The following is a 21219-nucleotide window of genomic DNA, read 5'->3' as shown; positions in this document are numbered from 1 at the left end:
GAAAGCCGAGCGGAGGAACAACGATGTTTCTAGGTGTGGACGGCGGAGGCACGAAGACAGCTTTCTGTCTGATCGACAGTGCGGGCACCATCCGGGCCCGCGCTCTCGGAGAGGGTGCCTACTATTTCGCAGACAACGCCACCGGTGGCGTCGACCACGTCGTACGGGTCCTCGAACAGGGCATCGGGGCCGTGACCAAGGCCGCGGGCATCACACCCGCGGACATCGACCACGCGTTTTTGGGCCTGCCCGGCTACGGAGAGGTCCCCGGCGACGTCGCCGCGCTGGACGCCGCCCCCGGCCGGGTACTGGGGCACCGGCGCTACGCGAGCGACAACGACATGATCTGCGGCTGGGCCGGTTCGCTCGGCGCGGTGGACGGCATCAACGTGATCAGCGGCACCGGCTCGATGACCTACGGCGAGCGGCAGGGCCATGGCGTCCGCACCGGCGGCTGGAGCGAACTGTTCAGCGACGAGGGATCGGCGTACTGGATCGCCGCCCGCGCACTGAACGTGTTCTCCCGGATGAGCGACGGCCGGTTGCCCGAGGGTCCATTGGTCGAACTACTGCGCCGGCATCTCGAGTTGACCTCGGATCTCGAGGTGATCGACGTCGTACTCAACCGCTGGGAGGGACACCGCAGCGAGATCGCCTCACTGACCCCGCTGGTGGTCGAGGCGGCCGCGGCGGGTGACACGGAGGCAACCGCCATCCTCATCGATGCCGGCAGGGAACTGGCCCTGCTGGTGGACAGTGCCCGACGCCGCCTCGGCTTCTCCCCCGACGAGACCGTCCTCGTCTCCTACTCCGGCGGCGTCTTCCGCTCGCCCCGCGTGCTCGACGCATTCACCGGCGCGCTCAAGAGCAGTGCGGCCGAATACGAGCTGCGGCAACCCCTGTTCGAACCGGTGGTGGGCGCCGCGATCTACGCGGCCAAGCTCGCCGGCACCCCTCTCGGCACCGAGGCACTGGCCACCCTGCGCTCCAGCTCGGACATCACCACCACGGAGGACAGCCATGACGACGCGTGACAAACGAACCTGGATCCTCTACGCGGGCCTGTTGGTTCTGTTCTGGGGCGTCTGGGGAGCGTTCTCCAGTCAGCCGACTGAGCGCTATGGCTATCCGGACGAGATGATCTACGTCATCTGGGCCTTCACGATGCTTGTCCCGGCCGCGGTCGCACTGCGCCGGGAACGGTTCGACCGCCGCCCGATCGCAGCGGTGTACGGGCTCGCGGCCGGACTCACCGGAGCGGGCGGTCAACTCCTGTTGTTCCAGGCGCTGTCCGATGGTCCCGCGTACCTGATCTTCCCCGTGGTCTCCCTCTCCCCCGTGATCACCGTCCTGATGGCTGTGGCACTGCTCCGGGAGCGGATAGGGAAGCTCGCCGTCATCGGAGTGATCGCCGCACTGATCGCCATCGTGCTGATCAGCATCCCCGCGGGCGCGGGCGGCTCGGTCAGCACCGGATCCTGGCTGCTGTTGGCTGTCCTCATCTGTGTGGCCTGGGGAGCGCAAGCGTTCTTCATGCGCAAGGCCGCCCTCGCCGGTGTCAACGACGCGACGACGTTCGGTTGGATGACCATCAGCGGACTGCTCCTCGTCCCTGTCGCCGTTCTCATGATGGGTGGGCTGCCCGACGCGCCCTGGCAGGCCCCGGCGCTCACCGCCGGCACCCAGATCCTGAACGCCGTGGGCGCACTGTTCCTCGTCATGGCGCTCAGCCGCGGGAAGGCCAGCGTCGTCGCACCGATCACCAACGCCCTGGCGCCCGTCCTCACGATCGTGCTGTCGCTGGTGGTCTATCAGACGCTGCCGACGATCTGGGCGACGGTCGGCATCGTGCTCGCCCTCGGTGGATCGACGTTGATGGTCTACGCCGACGAGAAGCGCGAGGAGATTCCGCAGGTCCTGGAGCCGTCGACACCGGCTGTCGGATCGTAGGCCGCTGCATCCTGCAGTTTGGACCCGGCCCGCCCAGCGGGCGGGCCAGGTCTCTCCCCCACGACAAGCCGAGCCCCCACGTACGAGGAGTACGCACATGTCCTTGGTCCCCACCGGAGACCTCGTCGCCCGGGCTGCCGCCGAGCACAGTTGCGTCACCGCCTTCAACGTCATCACCCTGGAGCACGCCGAGGGCATCGTGACGGGCGCCGAGGCCGCCGGCCGGCCCGTGATCCTGCAGATCAGCGAGAACGCCGTGCGGTACCACGGGGGACGGCTCACTCCCCTCGCACTGGCGGCGTCGTCCATAGCTCAGACGGCAACGGTCGACGTCGCTCTTCACCTCGACCACGTCACCGATATCGGCCTGCTGCACCAAGCGGCCGACGCCGGCTTCTCATCGGTGATGTTCGATGCCGGGGCACTGTCCTACGCCGACAACCTCGCCGCCACCGCCTCGGCGGCACGGTGGGCGCACGAAGCGGGCCTCTGGATCGAGGCCGAACTGGGGTACGTGGGCGGCAAGCCCGACTCCCCCGCCAGTGCGCACGCCGAAGGAGTGCGCACCGACCCGGCGGAAGCCGCCGACTACGTGGCGCGTACGGGTGTGGACGCCCTGGCTGTCGCGGTCGGCAGCAGCCACGCCATGACCGAGCGGTCGGCGGCCTTGGACCACACCCTCATCGCACGCCTTCGAGAGACTGTTCCAGTCCCATTGGTGCTGCACGGATCATCCGGGGTTCCCGATGCAGAACTCCGCGCCGCGGTTCTGGCGGGCATGGTAAAGATCAACATCGGGACGGCCCTCAACATCTCGTTGACCCATACCGTCCGCGATGTGCTGCTCAGGGAGCCGGCGCTGACAGACCCGCGCAAATACCTCGGCCCGGCCCGCGATGCCGTGGTGATTACCGTGCGAGACGTCCTCACTGTGCTGGCGACCTGACCACGACACGCCTCAACCGCAAGGGGCGCCCGGGTGCCCGCCTGCCCCCGGGAAAGCGGAACGGGCCGACGTCCGCAAACGGGGCCCCGGGATGCCGGGGCCCCGTTGCGGACGTCGGCCGCAAAGCCGGCCGAACCCGCAACCAACGCGGCATCCGGCGTTCGGCGCCTCTCCTGCGGGCTACGGCGGGGGAGGAAGTCCTCACGCCCGCTTTCCGGCGGACCGGAGCGTCAGCCGCGGACCGTCTTCAGGGCGCGGGCCCAGGATTCCAGCTGCTCGAACAGGGTGGTCGCGGCAGCGTCGTGCTGCTCGGCCGGCTTGAAGACGGAGAAGTTCTCGAAGTCGGTGAACAGCGAGAAGGACAGCTGCTGACGCACGTGGGCGATCTGCAGTTCGCTGGCCACACCCCGCAGGTGCTCGATGGCCCGGGCGCCGCCGAGAGAACCGTAGGAGACGAAAGCGGCGGCCTTGTTGTTCCACTCGCCGTACAGGTAATCGATCGCGTTCTTCAGTACGCCGGAGGTGGAGTGGTTGTACTCGGGGGTCACGAAGATGTACCCGTCGAACTCTGCAATCTTTGCCGCCCATGCCTGGGTGTGCTCACCCTGGTACTGGCCCATGGCCGGCGGCATGGCCTCGTCCAGGTGGGGCAGCGGGTAGTCGGCGAGGTCGACCAGCTCGTACTCGACGCCGGCGCGAGCGCCGGAGCGGTCCACCACCCAGTCCGCGACAGCCTTGCCGTTGCGGCCGGGACGGGTGCTGCCGAGGATGACGGCGATCTTCAGGTCACTCATGTGGTCTTCTCCTTGACGGGCCGCCGACGGAGGCCGACCCCTTCACTTGAACATTCATGTCACACCCTAGGGCGCGACTCATGAAGATTCAAGCGTCGCTCTGACGTGTGAACGTTCATGCCGGATAGACTCCGGACATGCCCGAACAGCCCCAGCCGTCGCACGGTCAGCCCCGCTGGCTGACCCCGGCAGAACTGGAGACGTGGCAGCAGTTCTCCCTGATGCTGCACCGACTGCCCACCGCCCTGGGAGCGCAGCTGCAGCAGGACGCGGACCTCAGTTTCATCGAGTACTACGTCCTTGCCGGACTGTCCGACCAGCCGGGACACCGCATGCGCATGAGCGAGCTGGCCGTCCTGGCCAATTCCGAGCAGTCACGCCTCTCGCACATGATCAGCAGGCTGGAACGCCGGGGTTTCGTCCGCCGCGAAGCCGACCCCCTCAACGGCCGGTACACCCAAGCGATCCTGACCGACGCCGGCCACGCCCACCTCGTCGAAGCCGCCCCCGGGCACGTGGCCCGGGTGCGCGACCTCGTCTTCGACGCTCTCGACCCCGCCGAACTCACCCTCCTGCGCACCGCCGCCGAGAAGATCGGCAAGCGGATCGACCGCCACGAGCAGCAGGCCTGCCACACCAAGGACACCGCCCCTCAGCCCTCACAGCGGGGTGCCACTCCGTGACGGACCCGGTGCGAGACGCAGGGGGTTACGGGGCGTCGGCTGCATGTGGTGACTCGGTCGGATGGTCTTCCGGCGATCCGGGCATGAAGGCGGGGCCTCCTGCCCTTCGAGATCCGCAAGATCCGGGTATCGCGGGGACGCAAAAAGCTGACCCGTGAGCGGGAGGAACACTTCCGGCTCGTGGACAGACGGTGAGCAGCCTGGACGCGTGCCGAATGGTCAGCACCAGTCGGTACAGGCAAGCGGGAGTGCAACGGCACCAACGCAACCCATGAACTGGTGACCCGACCTGTGTCGATCGCCGAGTGAAGAGCTACTCCCTGCCCCTGCGCGGCTTGCGTGGCGCCCTCCCCCAGGGTCCGGAAGGTCTTTGCTGTCGGAGCCTGGCTACAAATTCCCTCCTCGTCAGGACAGCTCGTGGTCGTGGACGCAGAACCGACCCGCCGTCCCACGGGTCCACCTCCGTCCATCCGAATCCCGCGACGAGCTCGTCGAAGACCGGCGCAAAGTCCGCACCGACCAGGTCCGGCATCTGGTGGTGCAGCCGCCGCACGCGCGCAGTGAAGGCCGCGGGCAGTGGCACGTGATACGCCTCCAGATAGTGCGCAAAGTCCGCGCGCCATATCCACACGCCATCGGTGACCAGCGACGAGCAGCCCGACGTGTGCCGGTGAACCTCACCTGTGAGGACATCGACCCCCGCCTCCATGAAGTATGTAACGCGATGACCCACATCCAAATACTGCACAATTTCCGCTTCATCCGGTTCACCGGCTGGTTGCATTTGGCCCCTGAGCGGTCCGACCGCCACTCGCCCGCGTAACCGAAGTCGTCGAAGAAGCCAAGCAGTCTCAGCACGTACACACCCCTCCCAGCCCCCTCCCGACGTCGGGAGTCGACGCGAGGATACGCAGGCCTGCTCCGCCGGTCGCCTTCTCCCCGCGGCCGAGCGGCCGTCCAAATTTTCGTGTGCATACCGACACATCCTGCAACGACCACGGAATCCCGCCCACCCCATCGAAGCGGGGCCGCATCGCCCTGCTGAACCACGGCGCTTTCAGCCCGACCTGCCCATGGGCCGATACAACTCCGTACGCTGGAGCCCAGGGAGTGCTTGCAGACAACCGTCCCCACTCCCTTGCCGCGCCGCCCGGCTCGCGCCCCGGGCGCCGAACCGGCCAACAGGCCCTCCCCCACGGCAAGGCCGAAGCGCACACCCCGGCACCCCGCAATCGACCCGACCCCCACAGGACACCGGCTTCCGGTGGGCATGCGAGCGCCCGGGAGCGCACGCGGGTGCGCGGGACGGCGGCGGCTGAGCCGCGGCCTACGCCGATGGGACGCCGGACTCATACCGTTCGGGCAGTGCGCCCCCGGGGGGGTGCGGGCTCGTGCAGAACTGCCCGGGGGCGGGGCCGTTAGACTCATTGACAAGCGGCCGGTCGAGGGCGGGAAGAACCAGCGGTGCCCAACACACTGCAGGAACTGATCAAAAGCAAGCTGGATCAAAAAGGGTGGTCCTACAGCGATGTAGCGCGCCGTGGCGGGATCTCCCGCTCCACGGTCCACCATCTCGCGACGTCCGTGCGGCTGGCGCAGATGCCCCAGCAGGCCACCCTGGAAGGCCTGGCCCGGGGACTGGGAGTACCGGTGGCACCGATCCACCGGGCCGCGGCCGAAGCCGCGGGCGTCCACGTCTACTTCGAGAACGGACCCAAGATCGCCGACCCCGAGGTGGAGATCCTCATCGCCAGCGTCCACAAACTCAGCCCCACCGACCGCCGGCACGTCGCCGTCCTCGTCGAATCCCTGCTCCGCGCCGGCGAATCCTGACCTCCTTCCTCTTCTTCTCTTTTTCCGCCTTCTTTTCCGCTCCTGCTCCCAACGCCTGCGGGCGTCTGTCGAACCGTCCGACACGCCGCTGGTCTTGCGCGTCTGCGGAAAGCCTGACGGGGCCGGGACGAGCAGACCCCAGGGCGTGATCCGGAGGTGGGATCGGGGGGCGGGTGCCTGTTCCTGAACGGGGCGGAGCGGGCCGGGGCGGGACCGGGTCAAGGCCGCGGGGTCCCGGCCGTGGTGATCCAGTCGATGACGGCCTGCACGGTGGGATAGTCCAACTGCGCCAGCCGGACGACCGCTTGCACGGCGAGCGGGTCCATCGGCACACACGCCGCGTCCAGCGCGCAGTACAGCAGGACCTGGTGCGCCTGGGTCGCCGACAGGGGCCCGTCGTGATTCATCTCGGTCCGAAACACCTGGGCGATGGGCAGAGGTGGAGTGATGTCCATGTTCCTTCGTCATGAGCGGGATCGAATGGGACGGATCGAAGAAGAAGCGCGCAGAGGCAAAAATAAGCGGGCAGTCCGGTGCGGGTAGGTCGTGGCCGGGGCGGGAAGATCGTGGCCGAACGGGTCGTCCGGGTGGGCGGGTTGTGGTCGTAGCGGGCAGGTCATGACTGGCGCGCGTGGGTCGAGGCCGGTGCGGGGACCGGGCCGGCGGGGCGTGGAGGGGGCGGCGGGCACCGGATGCCGAGGCCGGCGACGGGTTGGGCGCGGGTCGTGCGGCCCGAAGGTGGGTGCGGGTGCGGGTTTTGGCCGGGGGGTGGGTGGTCAGGGTTGGCGGGTGAGGCGTTCGAGGGTGTCGAGGAGTGTCTGGCCGTGGTGGTCTGCTTCTGGCCGGGCGTGGTGGGCGAGTTCGCGGCGCAGTGTGTGCCAGAACGCCTCGGTCAGGGAGTGTTCGTACCAGTCGCCGACCGTCCCGGAGCCGGGCGCGCGGCGCAGGGCGTGGGCGCGGGCGGTGAAGGAGCAGCCGGCCAGTTCACCGGCCGTGTCCGGGGCGGGGGGTGTGGCGGCTTCCTGGGTGATCGCCTGGTCCAGTGCCTGCTCGATGAGGTGGCCGGTGGGGCGCCTGCCGGTGGAGAAGGCGATGAGGCGGTGGGTGGTGGTGTCCAGGACGATCGCAGCCCACCAGACGGCGTGAGGATGATCGGGGCTGTCGACGTCGATGATCCAGCGCCGGCCCCCCACCCCACCGGCCGGCCCGCTGCCCGGACCGGTGGCCGGCCCGCCGGCCGGCCCGGGGCCGTGGTAGCCGACGCGTCCGGAACGGCCGCGCAGGCCCGCCTGGCCCATCAGGCGTTCCACGGTCTGATGGCTGACGTTGATGCCGTAGCGGTGACCGAGTTCCTGCCGGATACGGCGGTATCCGAAGACGGCCCCCGAGGAGCGGTGGATGTCACGGATGATCCGGCTCAGCCACGCCTGGCGCAGCGAGCGCGCCGACGGAGTGCGTTCCCGCCAGGCGTAGTAGCCGGACTCGGACACCCCCAGCAGGCCGATGGTCATCCGGGCGGTGAAACCCTCCCGGGCCATCACCGCGATCATCTCGTACCGTCTTTTGGGGGCACCACTTCCTTCATCAGGTCGATCAGATGCCGGCAGGCCGCGACCTCACCCTCCAGCACCTCGATACGGGCGCGGGCCTGCATCAACTCCGACTGCGAGATACACGTGCGGTGCCAGCGATAGACGGTCTGCTGAGGCAGCCCCAGCTGCACCGCCACATCCCTGACGGAACGCCCCTGGAAAAGAAGCTGCAGAGCCTGATCGCGCACATTGGACGGATGAGAACTGCTCACCGGACCTCACACGGGAAAAGAAACAAACCACACCCGACCGCGCCCCGCACCCACTCACCCGCCCACGCCAGGCCGTGCCACCGAACACGACGGCACGAAACAGGGCGACGAAGGGGGCCGAGGGCGAAGCGGGGATGGGGCCGGTCGGGGTGCCGGAACGAAGGACAGAGGGGGTGCTCCCCTCCCGGGGCTCAGGGCTGCGGTGGGAGTCCGCAGCCCTGAGCGCTTGAAAGGGGGCCTCAGCGCACGTGGCGGTACATCGTCACATGCGGAGCGAAATCGGCCAGCGGATCCGAACCGGTCGCCCTCGGCGCCCGCGCCATCTCACCGTCCAGCACGGCCTTGACCCGCCGCGCGAGCACGTCCGCCTGCCGGGTCACCTCCGCCACCGACACCCGCGAGGTCTTCAACGCCTCCACCTGGTCCTCGATGACGGCCAGTTCACGACGCGCGGCACTGCCCAGCGTGAACGCCCTCGGCGTGGCCACCACGAACTGATAGGCCCCGGAGAACGTCTGACACCCCGGACAGTGCTCATTGACCGCCTGACTGAGATTGGTCGCATTGATCAGCCGCGCATTGCTGCCCGCCGTGGTCACGATCTGGAACGACAGAGCAACCGACCGGCACGGCGCATGGACCGAACAGCCCACCGACTGGGCAACCGCCCGGTTGTAGGCGCTCACCGCGACCGACGGCCCGTACTCGTGAATCCGAAACGACTCATCGAACTGATTCACCCGCGTCCGATCCGCACGCGCCTGCGCCAGATCCACAGCGATCGCCGCACCACCCGACCGGCCCGCCACCGGACCCGCCGCCGCCGTACCCGTGGCCGCCACGAGAGACAACGTCGCACTCGCCGCAACCCCCAAACCAAGACCGACAGCCGACCGCGAACGACGACGCGTCGAAGGCTTGCGATGGTTCATGAAAATTTCCTCCTGCCATAAAGGCGGTAGAGCAGACGCCGGACAAGGCCAACGGCCCCACGACGCCCACACCGAAAATGACCTGTATGAAGGCGAAGACAACAGTTAAAGGTGCTGCTCACGGCAGGCAGCGGAGCTCAAGTGCTCCCTGCCGTCAAGGCGACCGAGCCGGCCTCAGGTACCACCGCGGCCCGGCGACCCGGCGGCCCCGGCAGCGACGGTGACGTGCCCGAGGGTGAGGGTGAACGTGTGGGCGAGGTGGAGGTGGACGGTGAAGGTGAGGGTGAGCCGGTGGGGGGCGTGCCGGTCACGGACGGGGTCGGGCTGCTCCCCGACGGATCCGGCGTGGGGTGGGTGCGCGTAGGGGACGCACTCGGCGTCCGGGAGACGCTGCCCGGACTCGAGGAGGCCGGGGCGGGGCTGGAGGCAGCGGACGACGGCACGGCCGCCGGTCGGCCGGAGGGTGGGACGGCCCGGCGGCGGGCCCGGGGCGAGGGTCCCGGTGAAGGATCGGCTGTGAAGCGGTCGGTGCGGGGTGCGGAGTCCCTGCCACAACCGGCTCCCGGTCCGAGCAGCGGGAGCTGCTGAAGCCCGGCACGGCGGGCGTACCGGCCGCACGGCATCACCGCAACCGGCACGCACCACCGCACACGGCCTGCATCACACACACCTCACATGCCAGACGCGCAGCCGACGATCCCAACAACACGCGCGGCCGGTGAACCACAAGGTGTGCAGCCCGCGAACATCACAGGCACGACACAGACCGCAAACCCACAGCCCAGAACCTCGAACTTGGAACCCGGCACCGGGCGGACCACCGGACACAAGCCCATGCACCACACCAGCCGGAACACAGGACCGCGAACCGCGATCAGCGGAGTCCAGGACCGCATCCCAGACCAGGCACACGGCAGCAGGGCTTCCATTCCGCCGAAGGGCGGTGCCGGGGCCGGCTTCCCGACGTGCCGGGTTCCGCGGGTGGGGCGGGTGCAGGGCCGCGTTCCGCTGCATGAGCGACCCTGCACCACCGGGTCTTACTGCTGCACGCTGATGGCCTGCGAAGCCTCAGACTGCGCGACCGCGTACGGCGAGCACGAGTTGACCGCCTCGGACTCGTTGTGCGCGTCCACGTGAGCGACCTTCTTCGTGATGTTGGTCATCTTGGTGAAGTTGAACGAGAACTTCCCCAGCGCCTCCCGCCCGGGCAGCAGCTCCGCGGTCTCGGCCTCAAGCTGGTCCATGTTCATGGAAGAAACACCTTTCATCCTGTCAAAGGAACGGTCGAACAGAACGGGCACCGAGCCCAGGCGGCCGAAGAGTGAATCCTCCGAACCGCCGCCCTGGGCCGCGTCCTGCACCTGCGGCGCGAGAGCCCGGCCGGCGGTGAACCACACACCGACCCAACCTCCCGCACCACAACAGCGTCCGAACGAGGGGGACCCACCGCCCCACAGCCGGGTCATGCGGGAACCCGGCTGCGGAGCAGCGGAAACGGCGGACCCATTGGCACAAGGGCCAACAGGTCATGACCAAACCCCGCCGTCCAAACACTCCGAACAATTTGTCCGGAGGCCCTGGACGGTAGCCGAACCTCACACAGAAACGCAAACCCCCCATACCCGACAAGCGTTCAAAAACGTACAACCGTTCACACCGCACCCACCAGCCCAACCCGCCAACGTTCCCTCGACAAACCCACCCGCCTCGACCGACGAGGCATCAAATACCCATAGCTACACGGCAGTTGCACCCGCCTCGGACACAGCTACCCTGCCGCTGGGCACGCCGGCAGCACGTCAGCCACCCACCCCACCAGGACCTCCTCAGCGCGATCCAGCTCGCACACCGACCAAGCGGAATCGCGAGCAACCCGTGCGCGCATGCAAGGCGAGTTCACCCCCACGTAGGCGCCGGCCCCCGGGACAACTCCCGACAGACACCCCGCAAACCAGAGCCCAACCAGCGCCCCGGTCAGTCAGGCCGCGCAGACCGTGCCGGTCCCGCCTACTGCGTTCGAGGCGATGGTTCCCCTGCACACGGCAATGCAGGGACATCAGCCCACCGGACCTGCGCCTGCCGCGAAGCCCACCTCCTCAACTGACCAACTGTTCAACGTGTCATCTCTCCGGGCGGCGGCTTCACCGCGGCACTACTGTGGCCTGGCAAGGAATCGCCACCCGATACGACTGGTCTCAGAACAACAATCTCGTCGGCTCCGCCTGCTCGCCTGGACGACGTGGCTCAACAACCTCACCCACGACACCCGCTGATCCCGACTCAACACGCGTCCGGGGCCTCCTACAGGCTTTCCAGGTAGGCGATGGTTCGCGTTTCCCGAGCGGCGTGAATCGCTTTGAGCCGATTGAACTTGACCGGCGACATCTCCCTACGCCACTCGTCGACCGTCGCCACGCGCCATTCGGTGTGCTCGTGGGTAAGGCGCACTTGGGAGAGCTGGGTATCGGTGAGCTCCCCTCCGTCAAAGATGAAACCGATGTGGTTCGCAGGCCAATTCTCCCGCTCGGGGATGAAGTGGACGCCCAGGAGCCGTTGCGTCCCCTGGAAGTTGATGCCTGTCTCTTCCAGGCACTCGCGCCGAGCGGCATCCCAGGGCGTTTCGCCGCGTTCCAGGTTGCCGCCGGCCCACTGCCAGACCTCCCACTCGTTGTGGGAGCGAAGTTGGAAGGGACGGCCGGCGACGTCAGTGAAGTAGAGGCAGGCGTAGGACGTGGCCCGGGCGATGGTCTCGATGTACTGCTCGGGTGGGAGCCACGCGTTCGTCATTCTGGCGTCCTCTCGGGAAAGAAGTCCGCGGCCTCGAACTTGAGTTCATCAGTCAAGCAGGCCGCAGCGTCGGCGCCCGGCCCTTGCCGTCAGAGGGGCGCACCCACTTGGCGTGGCTACCAGTGCTGTCCTAATGACAGCCCCTACGCTTGAGCCCTACCGAGCACGCACACGCCCGGCCCTCCGTCACCGATGTCCGCACCGTGGCGACGTTCGACTTCTCCACCGGTAACGCGCCGGAGAACATCACCGTCAACCCGGACGGCCCGGTTACCCTTTCCATACTGGGAGCATTGCCCGCCAGGAGGACTCCACCAACTTCGGATCACAAACAATACGAGCCCGACGTCCACGGCTACCTGATTCCCTCCGACTGACACGAGGAGCAGCGCCGGCAGACGCGCTCATGCCCCCTGACAGGCGCTTGCCCGGCTCACGTTGAGGGTGCCGGGCCACGGAGCACCCCTCCGAAACGGCCGCCCAAGCGCTGGTGGCGGGACTCGACAGCGCAAAGCCGCCGCACCGCCCCGCGACCGCGGGCACGGGTGCATGATGGCGCACTGGAAACAACTTCCGATCAAGTACGCGCGACAGGGGACCCGTGGCCTACCGACTCAGCTTCTTCTGCCGTTCTGGAGAAGAGAGAGGCGACGAAGCGCTTGATCGCCTGCTTGACTACTTGCTGGAGAGCGGCGCTCGTTTGGTAGGCGAATGGCTGGGGCCGTTCGAAGATTCGGTGGCCGCGTTCAGACTGGGTACCGGCATCGACAGGCCGGTCGCGGACTTGCTGACCCTGGAAGTACACGTGGGCGTAGCCGAGATCGCAGCGTCCGTGATCGCCGCATCACCCGATGACGAGCGGGGCATCTGGGGATGCGACCTGCTTGCCACCGTCACCCTCAGTGGGGACAACCCCGACTGGGCTCTGGTGCACCGCATCTGGGCTGCCGTGGTGAGCCTGTGGAGAGCGGTTCCGTGGGACGAATCCTCCGGATTCGAGATTGCCGCCATTTGACCTCTGACTGTCACCTACGTCGTGGTCGCAGACAGTACCCACGACCACGACTACCGGCCCGCCGATTTTGCCCACGCGGCTCGCTGCCGCCCGCACCACGCGACGACGGCACACGTGCGGAGCACGGAGGTCGATCAGGCCGGCACGTCGGTGTCCTGCATGGAGGCCGTGAACGCCTCCGACCCTATGCCGTTGCCGCCGGGTCCATCCACATGACCTGCCAGCCGTGGCCGTCGAGGTCGAAGAAGCTGCGTGAGTACATGAAGCCGTGGTCTTCGGCGCCATCGGCTTCGCCGCCGCCCGCCGCGAGCGCAGCGGCGCTGACCGCATCGACCTCGTCGCGGGATGACACGCTGAAGCAGTACAGCGCCAGTGTGTGCGTGGTGGGATCGGCCATCGGCAGTTTCGCGAACTCCGCGAACTTCTCGCGGCCGAGGAGCATGACGAAGGCCTGCTCGCCGACAGGCATGCAGGCGGCGGTCTCGTCGGTGAACATCGGGTCGAAGCTGAACCCGAGCTTGGAGAAGAACGCTTTGCTGCGCTCGAGGTCCGCTACAGGCATGTTCACAAACAGCATGCGGCCGGGGTGCGCGGGATTGGACATGGTGGGTCTCCTTCAGTGCCTGGATGGCGTGCGTCGTGGTAGACCGGCCCGGCCGGCGGAACTCATCGGCGGACTTCGGCTTCGTCGTAGTCGCTGTGTTGATCGAGATCACGGCCGCAGCTCAAAGACCCGAACCTTCACTTCTTCGCCTACTGGTCCAGATGGCCCGCCCCTGGACACGCGCACCGTATCCGCGCCTGCCGCGCCGGGACCGCCGCGCAGGACCCGACGGCCCGGACGGCGGCCGAGCGCGATACGACCATCCACGGCCTGGTCGAGGACCTGGCGCAACGCACGCCGACGCAGGCCGAATACGCCGAGCGTGCCGAGCCGCCCCGCTCGGAGCTTGCCTCCGCGCTCGGTGACGCGCCGAGTCCGGAGGCGGCGGCTTGGACTCTGCTGGAGCGCCTGGGCGCCGCCTCGCACGGTCCGCGGTCGGCCGCGCAGTGGCGGCGATCGCGGTCGGCCCGGACCGCACATCCGCCGCGGCGTTGCAGGACCGGAAGGATCCGTTCAACAAGGCGGTCGCCGCGTTCTGGTCCAGGCCTCCGACGGACTCGGTGATCTCTGCAATTCGCCGGTGCTGTCACTGACGGCCGGCGACGTCGAGCGGCCCGGCTTGCTCGGCTACATCGAGAGGCTGCGGTTCATCGGGATCGAGACGTTCGACCCCGACGCCGCGGTCACAGCCGCCGAGCTGCTGCGCTTCGCGCACTCCTGGGCTGCCGTCCACGCCATCCACGCCGCCCGACCCTCCGCGGCCCACCCCACGGCCGCTTCCTGCTCACCGTGACGCCGAAGGCGTGCTCAGGCACCGGCGTCCAGGCTGTCCACCCGGGTCAGTAGCCGTGAGTCGCCCGGCGGCAAAAGACGGTCACACCATCCCTCCCCTACCGCCGGCACGACCGTCACTTCGGCCCGGGCCTGGCCCTATTCCGCCCCCAGGAATGACCTTCATAGAGGGCGGATCACGTGCAATCGCCCCTACCGGTCAGTCGTGGCCACGGTCAGTCCCTTCGGACCTGTCACACTCACCGTCCCGTCCGCCGCCAGCGTGATGTCCAACGGTCCCCCGCCGACCTGGAGTCCCGTCACCGTCAGAGGGCCGTAGGAGCGGGCGAATCCGGGGGCCACCGTGACCGTGCCGCCCGGGACGTTCGCCTCCAGGCCCAGCGCGGCGCGCAGCACCTGTACCGATGACGCCGCCGCCCAGGCCTGGGGGCGGCAGGACGCCGGATAGGGGGCTGGGCGGGCGACGGCTTCGCTGCCGTGGCCGGCGTAGAGCTCGGGCAGGCGTGCGTCGAAGGTGGCCGATGCCGTCAGCAGGCCCGCCGCAAGGGGTGCGGCCGCGTCGGCGAAGCCCGCCCTCACCAGGCCGTGCACGGCGATGGCCGTGTCGTGCGGCCAGATCGAACCGATGTGGTAGCCATAGGGGTTGAAGCCCACCGCTGCACTGCTGAGTGTGCGCAGGCCGTGACCCGCATCGAGGTCGGGGGCCGTCAGCCGTGCCGCCAGCAGCGCGGTCTCCTCCTGGTTCAGCAGGCCTGTGCCGAGGAGATGTCCGAAGCCGGAGGTGACCGCGTCCACGGGTGTGCCCTCCCGGTCCAATGCGACCGCCGGGTACGGGCCGTTCGCGTCCTCGACCCAGAATCGCTTGCGGAAACGGGTGGCGAGTTGCTCGGCCCACTCTTCCCATGCGTCGGCTCCGGGCCGTCCGAACGCCCTCAGCAAGGCTGCTCCGGCGCGGGCGGCCTCGTAGGCATAGGCCTGTACCTCGCACAGGGCGATGGGCGGTTCGGCAAGGCGGCCGTCCTGGTGCCGGATGGCGTCGCCGGAGTCCTTCCAGCCCTGGTTGGACAGGCCTCGGCCGGTCCCATCCACGTACTTCAGGAAGCCGTCGTCGCCCGCGGCGCTGTGCTCGCGCATCCAGGCGAGCGCCGACTCGGCGTGCGGCAGCAGTTGTTCGACCTCCTCCGGGACCAGGCCCCAGCGCCAGGCGTCGTGCAGCAGCGTGATCCACAGAGGTGTCGCGTCCACCGTGCCGTAGTACACCGGCGGCAGGGAGAACGAATCCGTGAAGTCCTGTGTCGCACGGCGTACTTCGTGCAGGATCTTGCCCGGCTGTTCCTCCGTGACCACATCGAGGACGGTGCCCTGGCGGCGGGCGAGTGTGCGCAGCGTACCGAGCGCCAGATCGGTGCCGAGCGGGAGCAGCATACGGGCGGCCCACAGCGAGTCCCGCCCGAACAGAGTCAGGAACCACGGGGCGCCGGCGGCCAGGAACTGGTCCAGACGGCCGCCGGTGCCCGTCTGCCCCTCGCCCGACTGCGGATCCGTCAGACGCAGTCGATCGAGGTCGGCGACCGACTGCTGCAGCCAGTGGTCGAAGCGGCGGTCCGCGCTGCGCAGGACGGGGTGCCGCCATGGCAGGGTGTCCGCGGGGGGTGCCGGGAACTGGTCGCCCTCCGCATACGCCGCTGTGCATCGGAGCCTGGTCGTCCATGAGGTACCGGGGGCCAGTTCGACGTCGTAGGACAGCCGGCCCGTTGCGGCGTCGAGTGCGTCGGGGGCCGGTTCGCTGACCAGTCGCACGCTGAAGGTGTCCCGGGACCATGCCAGTTCGGCGCCGTCCTGCGACCGCGCCGGTACGAGCGCCGGGCGGCGTCCCGACTTCACCTGCTCCATCGTGGCAAGGTCGGTGCCGGCCGTGACCCTCAGCCGGAAACTCACATGCCGGGTACCCGAGTTGACGACCTCGAGTTCCTCCTCCAGCTGACCGGACGTGACCGTGCGGCGGCGGTGCAGAGCGACCGCCGGGTCTGGCGTCACCTCGCCCAGCCCGCGCAGAATCGCTTGGAACTCCGCCCGATCAGCTTCCCTGAATCCGCCCGCGACCGGCGTGAGGGCGATGCCGTCGACTGTGGTGGTCAGTCGCGAGAGGGCCCTGCCGTCACCGTGGAAGAAGCCGTCCGCTCCCCCGTCGAGCTGTCCGTCCCCACGTGAGATCACGAAGCTCGGCGCGTACAGCGAGACGACCGCGTCGTGCAGGAACGGCTGCAGGCCCTCGGTGGTGTGCGCAGCCCCCGCGACCGGACCGTTGGTGTCTTGGGTCTTGACAGTGCTGTCCAAAAGAGAAGAACCTCTCAGCGTTAGATCGTTCCAATGACACTAATGGCCAAGTCAAGGCGCTGGCAATGCCATTGGAACGCTCTAATGCGGCCGGTAAGACTCTGTTCGTCCTCTCATGTCGGAGACCCGCATGCCCCGCTCCACCAGCAGTTCCTCGTCCAAGGGCGGCCCGGTGACGCTCGCCATGGTCGCCCGCCGGGCCGGGGTCTCCCCGCAGACCGTCTCCAACGCCCTCAACTCGCCGGACCTGTTGCGTCCGGAGACCCTGGAACGGGTCCGCCACGCGATCGACGTGATGGGGTACCGCCCGAGCCGCGCCGCGCAGACGCTGCGCACCCGCTCCAGCAAGCTGATCGGCTACGGCGTCCAGCCCACCCCGGCGGGCCTCGCGACCCCCGTCATGGATCGTTTCCTGCATGCCCTGTCCCAGGCAGCCGACGAGGCCGGGTATCGCATACTGCTGTTCGCGTGCCCGCCCGGCGGCCCGACCCTGGACGGTTACGAGGAGTTGCTCGGGCAGCACGAGGTGGATGGATTCGTGCTGAGCGGCACGGCACGCCAGGACCCGCGCCAGGCGTGGCTGGCCCAGCGGGGCGTGCCGTTCGTCGGCTTCGGCCGCATGTGGTCGGGCCGCCAGATCGGCGACTGGGTCGACGTGGACGGCGCCTCGGGCACGGACGCCGCGGTCGAGCACCTGGTCGCCCTCGGGCACCGCAGAATCGCCTTTCTCGGCTGGCCACGCGGCTCCGGTGTCGGTGACGATCGCGCCGAGGGCTGGCAGCGAGCCATGCGAAGGCACGGACTGCCGACACGTGGGCGACGTGCGCAGAGCGTGGACGACATCGACTCCGCACGCAGTGCGATAAAGCCGATGCTCGACGCGGGCGTCACAGCCGTCGTGGCGGCCAGCGACATGCTGGCTCTCGGCTGCTACCACGCGCTGCGTGAGCGAGAGTCGGCCCCGGGCCGGGACGTGTCCGTGATCGGCTTCGACGACTCGCCCACTGCCGCGATCCTCTCCCCGACCCTGTCCACGATCGCCCAGCCGATGGAGGCGGTCGGCCGGGAGTGCGTACGGCTGCTGCTGGCACGGATGGCCGACGCCTCCGCGCCACCTGAACGGGTCCTGCTGGAACCCTTCCTCGTCGTCCGGGACAGCACCCCCGCGGTGCATCCCGGTCCGAGCGGGCCGACAACCTCGACGGCGGACCGGTAGACAGCCGCCACCGATCCCCCGGCCCGCCCCCGCTTCTTCCCTTTGCCAACCCACCCCGGGCCCACTGACCGCCGTGCCGCCCGGGTGGAGCCGCACGTCCCCACCTCGAATCCCCGGAGGCACACATGACCACCCGCACGGCCGCCGCCATCCTCACCTGTGCAGCACTGCTCGCCGCAACGGGCTGCTCGTCGAACTTCGGCAGCGGCAGCAAGACGAAGCAGGACACCGGCAGTCGACAGAAGCTGACGGTGCTGATCGCCACATCGGGCGACGCCGAGACGAATTCCGTCAAGGAGGCGGCGGCCGCCTACGCGAAGCAGTCCGGCAACTCGGTGACCGTCGAGGTCGCCAAGGACATGAACCAGCAACTGGCCCAGTCCTTCGCCGGGCACAAGCCGCCAGACGTCTTCTACGTCAACTCCGACCAGTTCGCGAACTACGCGAAGGCCGGCTCGTTGTACGCCTACGGCGACCGGATCAAGGACGCGGATGACTTCTCCGCGCAGTTGCGCTCCTCCTTCTCGTACGACGGCAAGCTGGTGTGCCTGCCGAAGGACACCTCCACCCTCGCGCTCGCCGTCAACACCGACTTGTGGAAGAAGGCAGGACTGACCGAGAACGACTACCCGACCACCTGGGCCGACTTGAAGGCGGTCGCGGGCAAGCTCACCAAGGGTGGCGTCACCGGGCTGGTCACCACCAACGAATACCAGCGGCTCGGCGTCTTCATGAAGCAGGCGGGCGGATGGGTCACCAACCCCGACCAGTCGAAGATGACCTCCGACAGCCCACAGAACGCCGAAGGACTCGGCTTCGTACAGTCCCTGCTGAAGTCGGGTGCGCTGAAGTACGCGCAGCAGGTCGACACCAGTTGGGGCGGCGAGGCCCTCGGCAAGGGCAAGGCCGCCATGACCATCGAAGGCAACTGGCTCAGCGGAGCCATGAAGCTCGACTATCCGAACGTCAAGTACAAGATGGTCGAACTGCCGGCCGGCCCGTCCGGAAAGGGCACGCTGGCCTTCAGTACCTGCTGGGGCGTGGCCGCCGAGAGCGCCCACCGGACGGCCGCCGTGGACCTCGTGAAATACCTCAGTTCCGCAAAGCAGCAGCTGACGTTCGCGGACGCCTTCGGTGTCATGCCCTCACGTACCAGCACCCTCGACACCTACGCCCGGCAGGAGCCGGATGCCAAGGCATGGGTCGACTCCGCCGCATACGCCCAGGGCCCCGTGACCATAGCCGGATTCGACAAGGTGCTCAGCCAGTTCAACACCGACCTGCAGACGCTGAGCACCACCGACCCCAAGACGATCCTCGCAGCCCTCCAGCGCAACGGCGAGCAGGCCCTGACGAAGGGCAACTGAGCCGTCATGTCCCCCCGTACCACCCGCGCAACGCACAATCCCCCCGGTGACACCTCGCCCGTCTCCCGCCCACACAAGGGCGGAGTCCCTGGAACGACCGGCTCGCCGGACGCACCTGACGCGTCCGGCGGGTCCGGTCCCACCACAGCGCCCCACGCGGGCCGTGCTCCGCGTGCGGGGCACCGGCGCGGCGACGGCCGATGGGGCTGGCTGTTCGTCAGCCCCATGGTGCTCGTCCTCGGCCTCTTCCTCGTCCTGCCCATCCTGATGGCGCTGTGGGTGAGCCTGCTGCACTGGGACGGACAGTCCAACCCGTTCAGTGGGCAGGCCGAGTTCGCGGGGCTCGACAACTACCGCTCGCTGCTCACCCAGGACGGCCTCGACCGCACCCTGTTCGCGACCTCACTGCGCAACACCGCCTACTACGTACTACTCACAGTGCCGCTCCAGACCGCCCTCGCCCTGGTGCTGGCGCTCGTCGTCAACCAGCGCATGCTGCGCGGCCGCAGCGCTCTGCGCACCGTGTTCTTCTTCCCCTCCGTCACGAGCTCGATCGCGGTGTCCACGGTCTTCCTCTTCCTGTTCCAAGGCAGCGGCGCCGTCAACACGATGCTGTCCTGGATCGGGATCAAGGGCCCGAACTGGTTCGCAGACTCGCGCGGGGTGCTGTCTCTGCTGCTCGGCGCGCTGGGCCTGGTCGACCCCGACCATCCCACCGGCGTGCTCGCCGCCCACTCGTTCATGGGCCTGTCCTGGTACCAGTGGCTGTCCGGCCCGTCCGTCGCGATGTGCACGCTCATCCTGCTCGCCGTCTGGACGACCTCCGGCACTTTCATGCTGATCTTCCTCGCCGCCCTCCAGGACATCCCACGGGAGCTGGAGGAATCAGCGGCCATCGAGGGCGTCAACCGCTTCCAGATGCTGCGGTACGTGACCCTGCCCGCGCTGCGACCTGTCCTCTTCCTCGTCCTCACCCTGGGGCTGATCTCCACCTGGCAGGTCTTCGACCAGGTGTACGTGATGGGTCAGGGCGCCCCCGGCAACACGACGCTGACACCTGCCTTCCTGTCGTATTCGTCCGCATTCGACGACGCCGACTTCGGACAGGGCGCGGCCATCGCCTTCGTGCTGCTCGCTCTGATCCTCTGCATGACCGCCCTGCAACGCTGGGCCCTGCGAGAGCGCAACGCCGGCCCCGGGAGGACCCGATGACGACCACGACCGAAGCCGTCCGGCAGCCGAGCCGTCCCGTTCTCGGCAGGTTCCGGCTGCCCTTGCGGATTCTGGGCTACGCACTGGTCGTGGCGCTCGGCCTGCTGTACGTGCTCCCGTTCGTCATCCAGTTGGTGACCGGGTTCAAAACCGACCCGGACGCGGCTTCTCATCCTCTGGCGCTGGTGCCGTCGACCCCGACGACCGCCGCCTACCAGCGGCTGTTCGGGCTGAGTCGGGCCGGGGACGGGGTACCGTTCTTCCGATGGCTGGGCAACTCCGCGTTCGTCGCTGTCCTGGTCACCGCCGGTCGCGTGCTGTTCGACTCGATGGCGGGATACGCGCTCGCACGGCTGCGATTTCCCGGCCGGTCACTGCTGTTCGGCTTCGTCCTGGCAGTGATGGCCGTACCCGGCGTGGCGCTGCTGATCCCGAAGTTCCTCGTCCTGAACACCTTCGGGCTGTTCGACACCTACACCGGCATGATTCTTCCGTTGCTCGTCGACGCGGCGGGCATCTTCATCATGAAGCAGTTCTTCGAGTCGATCCCCCGTGAAGTGGAGGAAGCCGCCCGGGTGGACGGTGCGGGCGTCTTCCGGATCTTCTGGTCGGTGGTACTGCCCATGGCGCGACCCGCACTCATCACCCTGACGATCCTGTCGTTCCAGAGCTCATGGAACGAGTTCACCCACTTCCTGGTGGCAACTCAGTCCAGCCAGTACGAGACGCTCACGACCGGACTCGCACGGTTCGTGTCGGGCGGACTCGGCGGCGGCACCCAGTACCCGCTGAAACTGGCAGCGGCCCTGCTCTCCACACTGCCGGTGGCGGCGCTCTTCTTCTGCTTCCAGCGCTACTTCGTGCAGGGGGCCAATGCAGGGGCGGTCAAGGAGTGACGGCTCAGGATCGCGCGGTGCCTTGCCAGGTGGGAGGAGTCGCTGAGCAGT

The 21219-nt window shown here is 68.3% G+C and carries 22 protein-coding genes; 13 read left to right on the top strand and 9 right to left on the bottom strand.

Annotated features, from left to right (window positions below):
- Positions 1-23 precede the first annotated feature (23 nt).
- The 3 genes from RCR19_RS38585 to RCR19_RS38575 all read left to right on the top strand — a co-directional run bounded on the left by RCR19_RS38585 (position 24) and on the right by RCR19_RS38575 (position 2896).
- Entirely contained in the window at positions 24-1034 is a 1011-nt protein-coding gene (locus tag RCR19_RS38585; protein ID WP_331269764.1) for a BadF/BadG/BcrA/BcrD ATPase family protein, read from the top strand.
- Complete coding sequence (locus RCR19_RS38580) at positions 1021-1950, top strand: DMT family transporter (protein WP_331269763.1); 930 nt, start codon at positions 1021-1023, stop codon at positions 1948-1950. Before RCR19_RS38585 ends, RCR19_RS38580 begins: the two co-directional genes overlap by 14 nt.
- A gap of 97 nt (positions 1951-2047) precedes the next feature.
- The gene (locus tag RCR19_RS38575) at positions 2048-2896 is read left to right on the top strand and encodes a class II fructose-bisphosphate aldolase (protein ID WP_331269762.1); all 849 of its coding nucleotides are present in this window, start codon (positions 2048-2050) and stop codon (positions 2894-2896) included.
- Between the two features lie 230 nt (positions 2897-3126).
- Here RCR19_RS38575 and RCR19_RS38570 read toward each other — a convergent pair whose 3' ends face one another.
- Positions 3127-3690: an NAD(P)H-dependent oxidoreductase gene (locus RCR19_RS38570; RefSeq protein ID WP_331269761.1), complete on the bottom strand. Its 564-nt coding sequence runs from the start codon at positions 3688-3690 to the stop codon at positions 3127-3129.
- Positions 3691-3827: 137 nt separating this feature from the next.
- Between RCR19_RS38570 and RCR19_RS38565 the strand changes: the two genes are divergently transcribed.
- Positions 3828-4373, top strand: coding sequence for a MarR family transcriptional regulator (locus RCR19_RS38565; RefSeq protein WP_331269760.1), 546 nt, complete (start codon positions 3828-3830; stop codon positions 4371-4373).
- Between the two features lie 1464 nt (positions 4374-5837).
- Positions 5838-6206: a helix-turn-helix transcriptional regulator gene (locus RCR19_RS38560; protein WP_331269759.1), complete on the top strand. Its 369-nt coding sequence runs from the start codon at positions 5838-5840 to the stop codon at positions 6204-6206.
- Between the two features lie 218 nt (positions 6207-6424).
- Here RCR19_RS38560 and RCR19_RS38555 read toward each other — a convergent pair whose 3' ends face one another.
- From RCR19_RS38555 to RCR19_RS38540, 4 genes are all read right to left on the bottom strand, one after another.
- Positions 6425-6613 carry a hypothetical protein gene (locus RCR19_RS38555; RefSeq protein ID WP_331269758.1) on the bottom strand — a complete coding sequence of 63 codons (189 nt, stop codon included), beginning with the start codon at positions 6611-6613 and terminating at the stop codon, positions 6425-6427.
- 369 nt (positions 6614-6982) lie between these two features.
- Positions 6983-7744, bottom strand: a complete 762-nt coding sequence (locus RCR19_RS38550) for an IS3 family transposase (RefSeq protein ID WP_331269757.1) — start codon at positions 7742-7744, stop codon at positions 6983-6985.
- Between the two features lie 8 nt (positions 7745-7752).
- Positions 7753-8010, bottom strand: coding sequence for a helix-turn-helix domain-containing protein (locus RCR19_RS38545; RefSeq protein WP_331269756.1), 258 nt, complete (start codon positions 8008-8010; stop codon positions 7753-7755).
- Positions 8011-8249: 239 nt separating this feature from the next.
- On the bottom strand, positions 8250-8942 hold the full coding sequence (locus RCR19_RS38540; RefSeq protein ID WP_331269755.1) for a hypothetical protein: 693 nt from the start codon (positions 8940-8942) through the stop codon (positions 8250-8252).
- A gap of 141 nt (positions 8943-9083) precedes the next feature.
- Here RCR19_RS38540 and RCR19_RS38535 point away from each other — a divergent pair, with 141 nt between their 5' ends.
- Positions 9084-9530: a hypothetical protein gene (locus tag RCR19_RS38535; RefSeq protein ID WP_331269754.1), complete on the top strand. Its 447-nt coding sequence runs from the start codon at positions 9084-9086 to the stop codon at positions 9528-9530.
- 449 nt (positions 9531-9979) lie between these two features.
- Here the strand turns inward: RCR19_RS38535 and RCR19_RS38530 are convergent, their stop codons facing one another.
- Positions 9980-10192: a hypothetical protein gene (locus RCR19_RS38530; protein ID WP_220289594.1), complete on the bottom strand. Its 213-nt coding sequence runs from the start codon at positions 10190-10192 to the stop codon at positions 9980-9982.
- A gap of 1051 nt (positions 10193-11243) precedes the next feature.
- Positions 11244-11729: an NUDIX domain-containing protein gene (locus RCR19_RS38525; RefSeq protein WP_331269753.1), complete on the bottom strand. Its 486-nt coding sequence runs from the start codon at positions 11727-11729 to the stop codon at positions 11244-11246.
- Positions 11730-11932: 203 nt separating this feature from the next.
- Between RCR19_RS38525 and RCR19_RS38520 the strand changes: the two genes are divergently transcribed.
- Together RCR19_RS38520 and RCR19_RS38515 are read left to right on the top strand one after the other, a co-directional pair.
- Positions 11933-12106: a hypothetical protein gene (locus RCR19_RS38520; protein WP_331269752.1), complete on the top strand. Its 174-nt coding sequence runs from the start codon at positions 11933-11935 to the stop codon at positions 12104-12106.
- Positions 12107-12330: 224 nt separating this feature from the next.
- Positions 12331-12744 carry a hypothetical protein gene (locus tag RCR19_RS38515; RefSeq protein WP_331269751.1) on the top strand — a complete coding sequence of 138 codons (414 nt, stop codon included), beginning with the start codon at positions 12331-12333 and terminating at the stop codon, positions 12742-12744.
- Between the two features lie 184 nt (positions 12745-12928).
- Here the strand turns inward: RCR19_RS38515 and RCR19_RS38510 are convergent, their stop codons facing one another.
- Positions 12929-13348, bottom strand: a complete 420-nt coding sequence (locus RCR19_RS38510; protein ID WP_331269750.1) for a VOC family protein — start codon at positions 13346-13348, stop codon at positions 12929-12931.
- Between the two features lie 580 nt (positions 13349-13928).
- Between RCR19_RS38510 and RCR19_RS38505 the strand changes: the two genes are divergently transcribed.
- Positions 13929-14141: a hypothetical protein gene (locus RCR19_RS38505; RefSeq protein WP_331269749.1), complete on the top strand. Its 213-nt coding sequence runs from the start codon at positions 13929-13931 to the stop codon at positions 14139-14141.
- Between the two features lie 191 nt (positions 14142-14332).
- Here the strand turns inward: RCR19_RS38505 and RCR19_RS38500 are convergent, their stop codons facing one another.
- Positions 14333-16477 (bottom strand): glycogen debranching N-terminal domain-containing protein, encoded by a 2145-nt coding sequence (locus tag RCR19_RS38500; protein WP_331269748.1) that lies wholly within the window; start codon positions 16475-16477, stop codon positions 14333-14335.
- Positions 16478-16607: 130 nt separating this feature from the next.
- Between RCR19_RS38500 and RCR19_RS38495 the strand changes: the two genes are divergently transcribed.
- The 4 genes from RCR19_RS38495 to RCR19_RS38480 all read left to right on the top strand — a co-directional run bounded on the left by RCR19_RS38495 (position 16608) and on the right by RCR19_RS38480 (position 21168).
- Positions 16608-17693 carry a LacI family DNA-binding transcriptional regulator gene (locus RCR19_RS38495; protein WP_331269900.1) on the top strand — a complete coding sequence of 362 codons (1086 nt, stop codon included), beginning with the start codon at positions 16608-16610 and terminating at the stop codon, positions 17691-17693.
- A 125-nt stretch (positions 17694-17818) separates the two neighbouring features.
- Positions 17819-19060, top strand: a complete 1242-nt coding sequence (locus tag RCR19_RS38490; protein WP_331269747.1) for an extracellular solute-binding protein — start codon at positions 17819-17821, stop codon at positions 19058-19060.
- Positions 19061-19285: 225 nt separating this feature from the next.
- The gene (locus RCR19_RS38485; RefSeq protein WP_331269746.1) at positions 19286-20272 is read left to right on the top strand and encodes a sugar ABC transporter permease; all 987 of its coding nucleotides are present in this window, start codon (positions 19286-19288) and stop codon (positions 20270-20272) included.
- Positions 20269-21168, top strand: a complete 900-nt coding sequence (locus RCR19_RS38480) for a carbohydrate ABC transporter permease (protein ID WP_331269745.1) — start codon at positions 20269-20271, stop codon at positions 21166-21168. Before RCR19_RS38485 ends, RCR19_RS38480 begins: the two co-directional genes overlap by 4 nt.
- Positions 21169-21219 lie beyond the last annotated feature (51 nt).

Origin of the sequence: Streptomyces sp. WAC07094 (assembly GCF_036320405.1) — a bacterium.
GTDB lineage: Bacteria > Actinomycetota > Actinomycetes > Streptomycetales > Streptomycetaceae > Streptomyces > Streptomyces lannensis.
Note: the sequence above shows the minus strand (reverse complement) of the source record. Positions and strands in the feature narration are given on the sequence as shown.